The 13,993-nt window shown below is 32.5% G+C and carries 11 protein-coding genes; all 11 read left to right on the top strand.

Translation table 11 applies throughout. From position 1 onward, the window contains the following. Nucleotides 1-92: 92 nt before the first annotated feature. The 11 genes from MR764_RS08970 (at nt 93) to MR764_RS08920 (ending at nt 13,873) form a co-directional block, all read left to right on the top strand. A complete protein-coding gene (locus MR764_RS08970; RefSeq protein WP_247979074.1) occupies nt 93-1,823 on the top strand; it encodes a hypothetical protein in 1,731 nt (576 codons plus the stop codon). A 146-nt stretch (nt 1,824-1,969) separates the two neighbouring features. Beyond that, nucleotides 1,970-2,671: a hypothetical protein gene (locus MR764_RS08965; RefSeq protein ID WP_247979073.1), complete on the top strand. Its 702-nt coding sequence runs from the start codon at nt 1,970-1,972 to the stop codon at nt 2,669-2,671. Nucleotides 2,672-2,685: 14 nt separating this feature from the next. Then, entirely contained in the window at nt 2,686-2,889 is a 204-nt protein-coding gene (locus tag MR764_RS08960; protein ID WP_247979072.1) for a hypothetical protein, read from the top strand. 217 nt (nt 2,890-3,106) lie between these two features. Next, nucleotides 3,107-3,751 (top strand): hypothetical protein, encoded by a 645-nt coding sequence (locus MR764_RS08955; protein WP_247979063.1) that lies wholly within the window; start codon nt 3,107-3,109, stop codon nt 3,749-3,751. A gap of 162 nt (nt 3,752-3,913) precedes the next feature. Next, entirely contained in the window at nt 3,914-4,537 is a 624-nt protein-coding gene (locus MR764_RS08950) for a hypothetical protein (RefSeq protein ID WP_247979071.1), read from the top strand. A gap of 183 nt (nt 4,538-4,720) precedes the next feature. Next, nucleotides 4,721-5,554 (top strand): hypothetical protein, encoded by an 834-nt coding sequence (locus MR764_RS08945; protein ID WP_247979070.1) that lies wholly within the window; start codon nt 4,721-4,723, stop codon nt 5,552-5,554. A gap of 177 nt (nt 5,555-5,731) precedes the next feature. After that, a complete protein-coding gene (locus MR764_RS08940) occupies nt 5,732-9,094 on the top strand; it encodes an NACHT domain-containing protein (RefSeq protein ID WP_247979069.1) in 3,363 nt (1,120 codons plus the stop codon). Between the two features lie 139 nt (nt 9,095-9,233). Beyond that, on the top strand, nt 9,234-10,970 hold the full coding sequence (locus MR764_RS08935; protein WP_247979068.1) for a DUF4209 domain-containing protein: 1,737 nt from the start codon (nt 9,234-9,236) through the stop codon (nt 10,968-10,970). A gap of 156 nt (nt 10,971-11,126) precedes the next feature. Further along, the gene (locus MR764_RS08930; protein WP_247979067.1) at nt 11,127-11,747 is read left to right on the top strand and encodes a hypothetical protein; all 621 of its coding nucleotides are present in this window, start codon (nt 11,127-11,129) and stop codon (nt 11,745-11,747) included. Between the two features lie 134 nt (nt 11,748-11,881). Further along, nucleotides 11,882-12,217, top strand: coding sequence for a hypothetical protein (locus MR764_RS08925; protein ID WP_247979066.1), 336 nt, complete (start codon nt 11,882-11,884; stop codon nt 12,215-12,217). 822 nt (nt 12,218-13,039) lie between these two features. Further along, entirely contained in the window at nt 13,040-13,873 is an 834-nt protein-coding gene (locus tag MR764_RS08920; protein WP_247979065.1) for a hypothetical protein, read from the top strand. Nucleotides 13,874-13,993: the final 120 nt, after the last annotated feature.

Raw genomic sequence — 13,993 nt, 5'->3', positions numbered from 1 at the left:
CCGTCCTACCGGACAGGAACGCTCTCCGAAATCCGCACCGACAACTTACAAGTGACCGTTAGGCACAAGGTTAAAATGACACTCAAAACATAATGATTACACAAATTGAGATTATTGATTTTGAAAAAGTTTTCGAGGGTGAAAACAGTGAGGACTACCTGAAAAAAATTGAAGATATTCCTAAAAGATTATTGGTCGAGGTTGCATCCTATTTTGTAAGTGCTAATCCAGATAATGAATTAGTTAAGGACTACAAACATTTTTTATCAAAGTTATTTGGGAAAGAAAACAATAAGCTCGCGAATGAAATCAATGATAAAATAGTCGAATACAAAAAGGAAAAATCAAAAAATGTTGGAATATTAAATCCTCGTACTAGTCTTAAACTATTTGAAACTGTTTTGACTCAAAATCAAGAAGATATAGAAATCAGCGACAAAGACCTTGAAATTCTGATATTTAAAATTTATTTGGCATTAAATACTCAACTGAATAAAAATGACAATTTAATTATCGAATCAACCAAAAAGTTTAGCCAATACCCTGATTTAATCTGCCTTGCCATCGGTAACTCTTTACCAATTTCGGATATCTCAAATTATAATTTAAAATCAGTATTTGTTGGTCAAATTCTAAAAGCAATATTCTTATTTGAGTTTTTAAGTACACAAGATTCATCGCAAACTCTTTTAGAAAATTTTTATGCGAGATTTAGGGTCACAGATTATAAAGGTTTTCTTCAAAAAATATTTCCAATTGCATTCTTCGTAATTTCAGCTAAACATGAGGGGTCGATGACGTTGGAAGTAAAAAAAGATGAAAACTATGAATCAAACATTGACTTTCTTGACAACCTCGTAGTTTCTAAAATCGATTATGTGGATAATGACATCGACTATTTAACACTTCGAGCCAATCCCTTATATAAATTAAGCGATACAAGTTATCGTGTAATATCTCCTCTATTTGCAATTGAAAAAATATTTAATGGGCTCTATTTCTTACTAAAGGAGATTAATGATGCATTCGATAAAACATCACAAATCAAACTTAGACAGTTAATCACTTTTGAATTTTCTGAAAAATATTTGCTGTATAAAATTATCGAGCGGACTTATGAAAAGAAATATTTCAAATTATCGGGAGAACAAATGAAAACTCCTGGAGCACCAGATTACTACATTCGAAATGGGAACAAAGTATTTCTTTTTGAATCAAAAGATATATTGATAAGAGCTGATATAAAAGAAAGCTATGACTTTGAACAGTATGAAAGAGCCTTAAAGGAAAAACTATATTTTGAGACAAATGGAAAAAAGGAATCTCCGAAAGCGGTTCGTCAACTGACTAATTTTGCCAAAAGCCTTCTTAATGGTAATTTCAATGAAGACAAAAATTACAAACCGAATTCAATTAGAATCTATCCAATAATTTTACTTCATAATAGGCAACTTGACATTTTGGGATTAAATAACCTTATCAACATCTGGTTTGAATTAGAAAAAGACGAAATTGAGAAAACTGGATTATCAACCAAAAATTTTAGGAAACCAACAATCATACATATTGACACTTTATTAGTTATGCATGAGCAACTTGCTAGTGGAAAGTACCAATTGGATGAATTACTTGATGAATACCAAAACGTAATTAATGGTAATCAAATGAAAAAGAAAAAATTTAAAACGGAGCAAGAAATGATGCAGGCTGTACAAGACCAACTTGCTTCATTTAACATGTTTTTTGATATAAAATATGGATGGACATTACCATCATTATTTGAGGAAAAAGGAATTGAAATAGCAGAAAAACCCAGTGCCTAACAATGTACATATTGCAGGGCGGGGTTCGGTGGTACGCCAACTGCGGATTCTCGCATCGCAGTTCCATGTCCTTCGGACAGGAACGCTCTCCGAAATCCGCCCCGACAACATGTACCAACCGTTACCACAAATTTTAAATGAAAGAAATGAAAAAGAAAATACCACTTATCGTTCTCGAAACTTTAGAAAAATATGTAAAATTAAAAGGTGAACAATTTGAGGTTATTTCGCCCGACAAGTTTCTTATTAAAGTGGTTGACAAAGACACCGATTCCGATTTCTATTTTAATATTGAAGACTACAAAATGGAAAACGGATTAAAACTTCTCATTGACTGGAAACCAGCAAACAAAGAATCAATCTCAAATAGTCGTGCGTGGAGAGATGGGAAACAATTAGATGGTTTTTTTAGTAATTGGGTAAGTCTTTTAAAGAGATATGAAACTGTAAATTCATTTTTTGATGACCCAATTTTAGAATCATTTGCTGAAGAATATTACGCTGAATTTGAAATCATTGATGAAGATGCAGAAACAAAACCGTTGAATTCAAAACAAATTTTAATGCTTGATGAGCATTTAGAATTTATTAAAAAGAACATTGAAAATTTTAAGACAAAAAATAATGAAGAGCAGTTAAACGAAATAAAGCAAGATATTGAGACATTAAGAGAAAAATTGACTTCAAAATCAAAAAAATGGGTGATAAAAAATCTTTCTATTATTTGGGCAAAGATTACGAAACAAGGAACGTCATTTATGAAGGAATTTCTTAATGAGGCTAAAAAGACTGCAATAAAGGAAGGATTGAAACTAATGATTGAACTTGGTTCAAATATGATAAACTAAAAAATAAACAAACTATGACCGAAAAACAAGTAAACTCAATTATTGGAGTCATTTATTCTATTGCTGCAATAATGGTTCTCGCTGGCGCATTTTTTAAAGTTCAACATTATCCAAATGGACTATCAATATTGTTATATGGGTTTATGCTTGGTACAGTGACCAGTACTTTCGATACGATTAGATTAAAGAAAAAAATTAAACACTGGAAGAACAACTAAATCAAAAAAAGGAATAAAAAACGTGTGGTAACAAGGTACATATTGCAGGGCGGGGTTCGGTGATACGCCAACTGCGGATTCTCGTTTCGCAGTTCCATGTTCTTCGGACAGGAACGCTCTCCGAAATCCGCCCCGACAACATGTACCAACCGTTAGGGCTAATTATAAAGACGCAACTAATGAGAGAGTTAAATCATCTTACTGAAAAAAATCAACTATGAAAACGACTGGTAATTTAAATCTTGCTTTAATCTTTCTCTTTTTGACAACATGCTTTTCATGCTCAAAAGAAAATGAGAATGAACCTCCGACTTTTAGTAAAGAAATTCTTTATTATTATGGAGATAGTATCATTCATTTAGACATTAATCCACAAATGATTCTTGTAGCTTTTAACGAAGCTGACTATTCAAAAAATCAGGCGATTATGACACTTGAGCAGTATTCAGAAATTGACTTAGAGAAAAGTACTATAGAAAATTATTACCGAACTTATATTTTTTTAAAAAGCGGAATTACTGAGACAGAATATCTAAACTTACTAAAAAGACTCAATTCAATAGCTTCAGTTTATTATGCAACACCTTCTTTTTTTACTGACGGAGGCATTGGATTTTTGACTAACAAATTTTTCATTAAATCAGCAATGACAGAAACTGATTTTGACGAATTTCTTGCGGATAACTCATCAAAATTCACTATGGAAAAAGAGTATTCATCAGGAAACTTACTATTCACTGTCAACAAAATAGAGGACGGTTTCGATGCGATGAATCTTGCAAATGAAATCAATGTATTAGACGGAATAGATTATTCGAGCCCAAGTTTTTCTTATTTACTTGACCAAATGGAAAATGAATGAAATAACTAGCCCTAACAAATTGTATATGGCAGGCGGGGGTTTTAGCGGTCTGACAAGTCAGACCTCGTACCCACTTTCCTGCGGGTCTGACAGGATTTCTTTTCGAAATCCCGCCCGACCACATACAAGTGACCGTTAGCAGCAAACATAAAATCGCATTTAATGAAAGTTACTTTACTATTAATCGGAATACTGCTTTATCTAAATTGTAATGCATGTAGATGCCCAAAAGAAGAACGGGACAGTACTGTTCATAAAGCGATACTCAATTCAGACTTAATTTTTACTGGAGAATTAATCTCATGCGAATACGATGACCCATTTGTTAAAGCCTATCAATTCAAAATCAATGAACTTTTCAAAGGTGACTATCAGCATGATATAATTAATGGATGTATAACAGGAATGTGCTCCGAAATTCCAAAAGAACCTGGACTATGGATAGTTTACGCATCACAAATAAATGATTCAACAATTGAAATAAATAATTGCAGTCCGACAATTTCTCTGACAAGAACAAATATTTTAATTCCGCCAGCTTCAATATTTCCTGAGTTTAAAGACCAAACTTCAGATTCATTAAAAGTGAAAATTTATAAACTTGAAAGAAAAATTGATGGATTAAATTATTGGTTGTCTGACTTAGAAAAACTTCGAAAATATAAGAAAGAACACAGTATAATAATCGAGACAAGAAATGAAAACAGACAAATCTATTTGATAGCTTTTCTTGCATTGATGAATTTAGTCTTACTGACAATCGTATTTATAAAAAAAAGAAAATAATGTCAGCTGCTAACACAGTACATATTGCAGGGCGGGGTTCGGTGGTGCGCCAACTGCGGATTCTCGCATCGCAGTTCCGTGTCCTTCGGACAGGAACGCTCTCCGAAATCCGCCCCGACAACATGTACCAACCGTTATGGGTAAGTTTAAAAAAGAAAAACCAAACAATAAAAACCAAAAATTATGAAAAATTCAATTCTCTTTCTGGTTTCATTAATTTTCCTTTCTGGTTGTGTTTCAAAGACCAGTTACACTGATTTAGAGAACAAATGCAAATCGATGACTGAAGAAATAACGAAACTAAAAGCACAAATCGATGAATTAGAAAATGGAGAAGAAAGAATAGTAAATCTTGCAAAAAATTCAATCGATGACGGCAAATATTTGTTAGCTGATAAGTATATAAAACAGCTATCTGATAAACACCCTGAATCGAAAGAAATAGCATATTTTAAAAAACTTCAACCAACAATCGACAAAAAAATTGAAGAAGAACTTGCTATAAAGGAAAAAGCACGACAAGACAGTATTAAACTTGCAAACATTAATAATCTGGGGTCATGGGACATTGGATATTATGTTGATGATTTTGGAGAACGAACTGGTGAATTTTTTGTGTCAATGTTTGTCAATGGGACATTCAGTAATTCTGCAACGACAAATTCTGACCTAAAAGTTAGATTTATGATTGATAAAAATAGTTCTCGTATCCAACTTTATGAATATGCCAGAGACCATCCTGTAAAAGGAGAAGGATTCATTTACTTTAAAATAAGAGACAAAAACAATAAGGAATTCGAAATACGTGCTTACAATAGCGACCATGGAAATACTACTATTGAAGACGAATATGACAAGAAACTGAGAAATATTTTACTTAATGGTGGTGAAATAAAGTTTGTAGCAGAAGCTGACAAATACGGTTCTCCAAGTACCTATAAATTTGCCATTGACAATGCTGATTGGTTTGAGAATGCGATTACAAAAATGAAACTTAAGAACGAGGAAAAGAAATAACTTGAAAATGAAAAAAACCAACCCATAACAAAGTACATATTGCAGGGCGGGGTTTGGTGGTACGCCAACTGCGGATTCTCGCATCGCAGTTCCGTGTCCTTCGGACAGGAACGCTCACCGAAATCCGCCCCGACAACATGTACCAACCGTTATCGGCTATATTAAAAATAAAATACTATGGAACCAATTACACTAACCTTATTAGGTTTCCCTTTAAGCATTTTCGCAAATATTACATATGACCAAGCCAAAAAGATAAAAGAAAGACTTGGCGGGAAGGTTTCACTTGAAAAATTGTATTTAGATTCATTTTATAAATCTATTGATACTCACAAACAAAATTATGATGAATTTGCTCGTCAGGTTACTAATAAGTTCAAGAAAGCAATTAGAAAGGATGAAGAAAAGTTTTTAAGAATAATATGTGACGAGAGATATTTTTCTTTTACAAATTTTACAAAGAGTGACTATATCGAAAAAATATCCGAAAATATTATTCAAGAATATGATCTTCACTCAAACTATCCTAAAGTAGTAAAACAAATATTAGAGGATTGTTTTAGCTATTATATAAACTCATTCTTTAACCTAATAAATGAAAAAGATGGAATAAAAACGATTTTAATAGAATGTCTTAAACTTGATCAGATAATTGATTTACTAAAAAAGATTGATCAACAGTTAATTAAAAAAGATGAATTTGATGAGTTAAGAAGAATTGTTTTTGAAAGTTATACACAAGATGATAGGCTGTATCAAAAAACAATTAAAGATTATGACAATTACATAAATAATAAATTTAAATTTCTCGAGTTAAGAGGCTTCTCTCCAAAAATTGCAGGGAAAGAAGTGCAAATGGAGTTAGATGACATTTTCGTTCCTCTTTCAATAAACAAACAGACCGATTTAGTACCAAATATCCTTGACGAAAATTTGGAATTAGGAGAAGATAAAAACACTTTTAAAAGTATTGAAATTTTAAATCATAGAACTCTTGTAATTCTTGGCGATCCTGGTTCAGGGAAATCAACCCTTCTCAAATATTTGTCTACCCTTATTAGCACACTTAGAGATAGCGAGCATATATTAAAAAATATAGTACCGGTTCTCTTTAGACTCTCAGACTATTCTGATTATTATAAAAAATATAAAAAATCAATTTACGAATTCATTACTAATCATATTGATATTCAGTATCAAGACATATACAAAGAAAGTTTTGAATATTCGAATTTGCTAATATTAATGGATGGGCTGGATGAAATAACAGAAACTTCATTAAGGCTAAAAGTAACAGAACAGGTTACGGATTTAATAGCTAGGTACCCAAATAACCGGTATTTTGTTACTTCTAGAATTGTTGGATATCAAGAAGCAAAACTAGGACCAACATTTTCGCATTATAAATTATTATCATTTAGAGAAGAAGAAATTGAACTGTTTGCGAACCAGTGGTATAAAAGTATTGCAGATCATACTGACAAAGATTATGAGCATGCAGATTTATTGGCGGATACTCTTTTTAATTCTATAAAAAGAAATCCCTCTGTACTAAAATTGGCAACGAATCCATTGCTAATGACCATTATTGCAATGATACATTACCAAGGGAAAAAGCTGCCAAGTAAAAGAATTGAATTATATGAAATAAGTACTGATACTTTTTTAGAGCATTGGGTTCATCTTCGCATATCGGATGAAAGTCAATTAAAGGATAAGTCAGAGATTTTAGAAATATTAGCACCAATTGCCTTCGAGATACATAAATCAAAGTCAAATGCGTTAATAGAAGAAAATGAGTTTAAAGATATCTTTTTAAAAGTATATCAAGAGATTCATACCAATTCAACCTCTTCAGAAGCAAAAACTAGTTGTAGAGAGTTTATCAAATTTATCCGCCAACAAACAGGATTCATTTATGAAAAGGGTGTTGATGACCAAGGAAATAGATTTTATGGTTTTATGCACCTTACGTTTGAGGAATACCTTAGCTCAATTGAGTTTGTTTCGTTATGGAGTGAAGAAGAGTTAGATTTAAAAGACTATATTTTCCAATCACGTTGGACAGAAATAATAAGGCTTTCTGCGTCACAAATTAGGCTATCTTTTAAAGGGAAAGCTGGTCGCACTCAAACATCAAAATTTATAAAAGACATTTTGGAAGTTGATGATAACTTTCCAGATGCTTTCCGTCCACTTCAACTTGTTTGCTTAATAGTTGCTGATGATATTGCGATTAATGATTCGATTTTTAATGAAATCCTTGATAAAATATTCTACATTTTATCAAACTTCAAATATCAGTCGTTAATCAATTCTTTTATTGAAGTATTTAGAGAATTATTATTGTCCGAAAAACAAAAGTTTATCATTGAGAGAATTATAAAAAGTTTAAATACAGATAACGATCTGTTATATGACAACTTGGTAAAAGTTTTAATGCATAATCATGAAATTCCTGAAATTAGAAAAATACTTATTGAACAAATTCAGAATACTTCGAAGCAAAAGAGGATATTTTATTTATTTATATACAATGAATCATTACTTAGGGATGAGTTTTTCAAGCCACTCTTTTTTGACTACCTAGATTCTCTTTCACCTAGCAGTATTAGCAAAAATGATTTAAGGCTTATAAGAAATTACTTATTATCAACAACAGGTATCCGATTTTTTTCAGGCTTGAATGATACAAAAGCAAATTTGATTAAATCAACTTTAAAAAGCTTTGCAAAAAATAAGCATTACAACACAGTCCTCAAAATATTCTTAGAAGTCATATTATCCGATATTTCTGAAATTTCAATCCATCTATTAGATGAAATAAAATCATTTACAAGAAATGATTTCCTGAACAAATTATTAATCTCAATTAAATCAAAAAAGGAAAGTATTTTAGAAAATAGAAGCTCCTCTAGTACAATGTGGGTAAGTTTAAAAAATTATGATGGGGTTCTGAAAGGATATAGGGATAACCTACGATTATATTTGTGGGATAAAAAGTTTGAAACATTTCATGTTTTCAACTTTGAAGAAACAAAATACAATCATTTTTTAGAAAAAATGCAGTGTATGTTGTCTTCTGAGGAAATTGGACAATTAGAATTTTCTATTCTATACATAAATGGGCCAGAGGGGACAGAACTCGATCTTGAAAGATTTATCAAATACTCTGCAACAGATAACACTAGGTTACTTGACTTTTTTGGTTGGGAAGATTTTCCATTACTTAATATTCACAAAGAACCTCAAATACTTTCAGAAGTTATTCTTAAACACCCGTTAAGATATTTATCTAATGGATCACCAATAAAAAGGAAATACAAGGAAAAAGTTGAACTGACGGAACCCGATAACAAAGAAATTTTAGCGCCAATAAGATTAATTTCTTTACAAAGAGCAAAACTTGCTTATAATCAAGAATTAATCGAAGAATCACTTGAGTTTTACCAAAGCTGTTCGTCAGATTTAAAGGAAGGTGTTTTTGAAATTCTTTACCGAGTATTGAATCCAATAAATACAGCCGATAACAATGTGTAAAAATAATAGCCGGGTCAGTAATAATTTCAGGTATTGTAGCACGCTTCTACTTTTTGTAACCTGACAGGAAAGTACCACGCAGTCGGCTACTATTCTTACACCAACCGTTAACGGTAATGCTGAAAAAAACTCTTGCCAAATGAAGAATTTTATTGAAGAAATTGAAAATCAAACGAAGGTCTCAGAACATGACATTTCGGATATATTGAGAAAATATGTTCCTGAGAATGATGTGATTCCATTTGAACTACACGCAGAAGCATTAGCTTTCGGTTTTGTAGAGAATCTCTCTGGAGAAAAAAATGAATGGAATACATACTACAAACCTATGATTGTTTGGAAAAATGATGATGGTTCAATAACTGAATCTCCTTCAATTGCCCAAGTTAATCAGGACATATTAAACTATTGGCATAAGCGAAAAGACGAAAGTCGAAATCCATTACTAAAAGCTCGTTATTGTGGTTTAATTTGGGATTTTACTAAAAGCGTCACAAATAACAATCCTGAATACAAAGTTGGTATCTCATACGTAGAGAGCCTAATAAATACCGTAGAGAACAGATTATTTCATTATGAGATTGAATTAGTTATCAAAATTAAAAGAGCTGTTAATGTTGCATGTTCATTGAATCAACCAGAACTAATTGAAAAAGCGAAAAAAATTACAGTTGAACTTGAAGAGGAATTTTCAAAAAATGAGAAAAATAATTTGTGGGGATTCTCTTTTGACTACTTGCTTGGAAATAAGAGAATAGTTCTTACAAGCGAGGAAGAACTTGGAATTATTAATAAATTACACGTTCGCTTTAACAAATTATCATCAAAAGATAACCTAAATCCTTGGGATGCAGAGTATGCTGCCAAAAGACTTTGCGATTATTATAAGAAAAAAAATCGAACAGATATTATTAAGGAAATCATGCTACAACTTGGTGCAGCTTTTGAACTAAAAGAAGCAGATAGTAGTGCGATGCAAATTTCTTCATGGCTAAGGCATTTATACAAAGTTTATACAAATTATGGTTTAAATGAAGAAGTAAAAAACTTGTTAAGAAGATTACAAGAGCTTGGTCCTAAGATAAATGATGAACTCTCACTTACGGAGTCATCATTTAATATTCCCAAAGAAAAAATGGATGGTTTTGTAGACTTAATGACAACTGAAAGCAAAACAGAAATTATAAACAATATTATTAATCGATTTATTCCTAAAAAAGATGAAGTAAGAGAACGCATGTTTGAGATGGCTAAAAAAACACCATTTAATTATATTGTTCCAATAACACTTCAAGATGCCAAAGGGAGGGTTGTTGCGACAATCGGTTCACTTGAAGATGATATTGATGGGAGACTAATTATGGAACTTTCTGAGGATTTATCTTATGAAGCCATTTTTTTAAGACATGTATTTTATAAAATAACAAGCTCCAAATTATTAGACACAAATGATATTTTGGAATTCATTGAAAAGTCACCAGTTTTTGAGGAATCTAGACTCAAAATTATAGCGCGTGGACTCGATGCATATTTCAGCGACGACTTAATAGTTGCAATACATTTACTAATTCCACAAATTGAAGAGGCTATTAGAAATCTTATCGAAATGTCTGGAGGAATAATATTCAAGGCTGCAAGAGACAAAGGTGGATTTCAATTAAAAACATTTAATGAGTTGTTAGGAGATGAAATAGTTAAAATGGTATTTAATGAAGATATTCAAATTTATTTACGTGTTCTTTTTACAGACCAAAGAGGTTGGAATATAAGAAATGATGTATGCCATGGAATTTGCGATATTAATTCATTCACTTATCAATCGATAGAGCGGATTATTCATATTTTAATGATATTAGGAGTATTAAGAAAAAAATAAGCACATACCGTTAACACAGTACATATTGCAGGGCGGGGTTCGGTGGTACGCCAACTGCGGATTCTCGTTTCGCAGTTCCATGTCCTTCGGACAGGAACGCTCTCCGAAATCCGCCCCGACAACATGTACTAACCGTTACCACACATTTTGAACGAGATGCAGAAACTAACATTCATATTATTAATAATCCTGTTTTCTACAAGCATTATCTACTCTCAGGATTTTAAAGAAAATTCAATTGGAGTAGCTACAGTAAAACTGGACTTAGAAACAGAATATGAAATTGAAATTGTGTTTCCGTACAAGACAATTTCTAACTATGAAATCGAAAGACCGATTCTTGAATGGAAAGACGTAATTACCAAGTTTGTAAATAACTCACCAATTACATTGTTTGACGACAAAGGAGAAATAGCGACATTAAATTTTAAAGACTCAATAAAAATTGAATTTTGGTGTGAAAATGATGGTGGTATTCAATTCAGACCAACATTTACGACAAGGATAAAAAAACAAAATTTAAAGAGAGAATTAAAGACAAACCTTCAAGTTGACAATGTTTCGTGTTTTGTAATTACAAACTTAAATAGAGAAAAAATAGAGCCAATTTCAGAGAACATACCAATTGATAAAATAAAACTAAAAGGAGATTTGGATGGAAACGGAAATTTAGAGGCGATAGTTTGGGCAGAGACAGACGAAACAGGAATCTGTGATTTGTCTTTTCATTTATCCTTTGGAGAAATGGACTATTACATAAACTGTTGTGGACCATAAAAACTTAAAAGAACATGCAATTTCATTTCAAAATAATTCTCATTGTAACAATAACTATTCTTATTGCGAGGGAATTACATGCTCAAGAGACAAAGAATAGTTTATCAAAATGCAATATTGAAATTGTACTTGAAATGAGTGAAAACATCGAAAACTGTAATGACGAATTGATAGTTAAATTTCTGCAATCATTTGGAAGAGAGTGTAAGAACAATGTGGAATATAGTGAGTTCAGCAATGAAGTTTTGTTTAAACTACTACAAAGTCAACCAGAACAATTTTCCAAGGTGCTGACCAAACATAAAGACAGCATTGATTTTGATTATCTAATCCAGGAAATTGAAAATCCCTTACTTGATTTGGTTGACCTTGAAAATATTCAAGAAAGAGTAGTAAAATCAATAAATGACAAAGAATTAAAAAACAAACTGAATACAGCTTTAAATAAAGCAATAGAGAAAAATAAATAAAAAACGTGTGGTAACAAATTGTATATGGCAGGCGGGGGTTTTAGCGGTCTGACAAGTCAGACCTCGTGCCCACTTTCCTGCGGGTCTGACACGATTTCTTCCAGAAATCCCGCCCGACCACATACAAGTGACCGTTACCGCCAAGTTTAAGAAAAATAAATTGGTGGTTATTTGACAAGTCCGTTCTTTGGTTTTCTGCTCGCCCCGAAAGTTGCTGTCACAAAACTTGCAAATAAAGTTTAGTGCTGTTGCCAATTTTTGCAGTTTGACAATTTGTAAAACCGTTTTGCAACCTGACTGTGAAGCACTTTTTAGGAACAGCCAGTAGTTATTCAGGCTGTTTGAATTTTGGCTTTTCGGTACTTAGGCTGGAATAAAAAAAATTGGCGGACAGTTTTGTACTCGCAAGTTTTCCGCCAGCGGCATAAATTAGGAATGGTTAAGCTCACGTTTCAAATTCCTAATCGGCGGCAGTTACTTGCAACCCACAAACAACTTTGACTTTTGGGGGTAAGAAAATTTTAGATACCAAGTGGTTACTTGGAAAATTTATGTGGAAATTGATACTTTTATACTGTTAACAAACTGACGATGAATAAAAACCAGGCGGTAACAAAGTGCAAATGTAATGCGGACGGGCGTAGTTTTTCAGCGTTTTCGCCCTGTTCAACTACCGCCAATCCGTCTTTGACGGATGTCGGTTTTAAAAATATGTTTAATAAAAAGCCGGCTTGGCTCTGTGGCAGCTTGACAATGATGTTTTTCAAAGTCCCGCACTCCACTTGCACTGGCCGTTGGGCGTCATTTTAAAACAAATAGCTTATGGATAAACAAACACTGATTAATTTAATACCTCCAACAATAACCCTAATAGTAACTTCTCTATTTGGATTATTCGTCGGTATATTGGTTGAGAGATTCAAGAATAGATTTAGAACTCTCAATTATGAAATAAAAACACAAAAAGTAACACCGCCCTTATCAAATAATCTTGGTGGACAATTGAGAATAACACTTAATGAAAGAGTTGTAACTACATTGAAAGTGGCAACAATTGAATTAGAGAATAAAAATTCAATTGACCTTGAAAATTTATCAATTCGTTTTACTTTAGGACTCGGAGCAATCTTTCAGGGCAACGAGGGATTTATCGTTAGTAGCTTTTCACCTCTGCTCTGGACCCAACAGTTCTCAAATAGTTTTAACGACGTATTGAGCCATTATTCAGAACTTCCTGACGACCCTGATAATGAAAATCTAAAAATAATACCTAGAGAATTTCAACCGAGTATTGACTTTGTTACCTCTAATCGTGATTATTTTATTCCTGTTTTAAATAGAGGAGACAAGGCAATTTTCAACTTTTTAATAGAAGACCCCATTGATGGTACGAATGCAGGCATTTATCCGACAATCGTACATAAATCTGTAACACTAGTTGAGAAAACGAATGAAGTTAAACAAAGACAAAGAGATTTATGGATTAGCATAGCCATTGGGTTTATATATGTCTGCATCGTTGTCGGATTCATAATAAAATCAAATCAAGAATCAACAGCATTGATTGTTTGGTCGGCTTTAATTGGATTATCCTATTCCATTGTAGGATACTTCATTTTAATTGGATTTAAAAAAATAAGAAAGTTCTTTAGATAAAAAACGAACGCCCAACAAATTGCAAATTGCATTGCGGGTGCAGTGGTGTGCGTTGTCTCTGCTCCTTTCTTGACCGTCATATCCTATCGGACACTGACGCTCTTCGAAATCCGCAACGAC

Source organism: Maribellus sp. YY47 (assembly GCF_023111095.1).
In the GTDB taxonomy this organism is placed as follows: domain Bacteria; phylum Bacteroidota; class Bacteroidia; order Bacteroidales; family Prolixibacteraceae; genus Draconibacterium.
This window is presented reverse-complemented; position numbering and strand designations above follow the sequence as displayed.

What these genes read in the sequence shown, in the direction of transcription:
- MR764_RS08970 (WP_247979074.1), top strand. Translation starts at nt 93, where the DNA reads ATGATTACACAAATTGAGATTATTGATTTTGAAAAAGTTTTCGAGGGT.
- MR764_RS08965 (WP_247979073.1), top strand. Translation starts at nt 1,970, where the DNA reads ATGAAAAAGAAAATACCACTTATCGTTCTCGAAACTTTAGAAAAATAT.
- MR764_RS08960 (WP_247979072.1), top strand. Translation starts at nt 2,686, where the DNA reads ATGACCGAAAAACAAGTAAACTCAATTATTGGAGTCATTTATTCTATT.
- MR764_RS08955 (WP_247979063.1), top strand. Translation starts at nt 3,107, where the DNA reads ATGAAAACGACTGGTAATTTAAATCTTGCTTTAATCTTTCTCTTTTTG.
- MR764_RS08950 (WP_247979071.1), top strand. Translation starts at nt 3,914, where the DNA reads ATGAAAGTTACTTTACTATTAATCGGAATACTGCTTTATCTAAATTGT.
- MR764_RS08945 (WP_247979070.1), top strand. Translation starts at nt 4,721, where the DNA reads ATGAAAAATTCAATTCTCTTTCTGGTTTCATTAATTTTCCTTTCTGGT.
- MR764_RS08940 (WP_247979069.1), top strand. Translation starts at nt 5,732, where the DNA reads ATGGAACCAATTACACTAACCTTATTAGGTTTCCCTTTAAGCATTTTC.
- MR764_RS08935 (WP_247979068.1), top strand. Translation starts at nt 9,234, where the DNA reads ATGAAGAATTTTATTGAAGAAATTGAAAATCAAACGAAGGTCTCAGAA.
- MR764_RS08930 (WP_247979067.1), top strand. Translation starts at nt 11,127, where the DNA reads ATGCAGAAACTAACATTCATATTATTAATAATCCTGTTTTCTACAAGC.
- MR764_RS08925 (WP_247979066.1), top strand. Translation starts at nt 11,882, where the DNA reads ATGAGTGAAAACATCGAAAACTGTAATGACGAATTGATAGTTAAATTT.
- MR764_RS08920 (WP_247979065.1), top strand. Translation starts at nt 13,040, where the DNA reads ATGGATAAACAAACACTGATTAATTTAATACCTCCAACAATAACCCTA.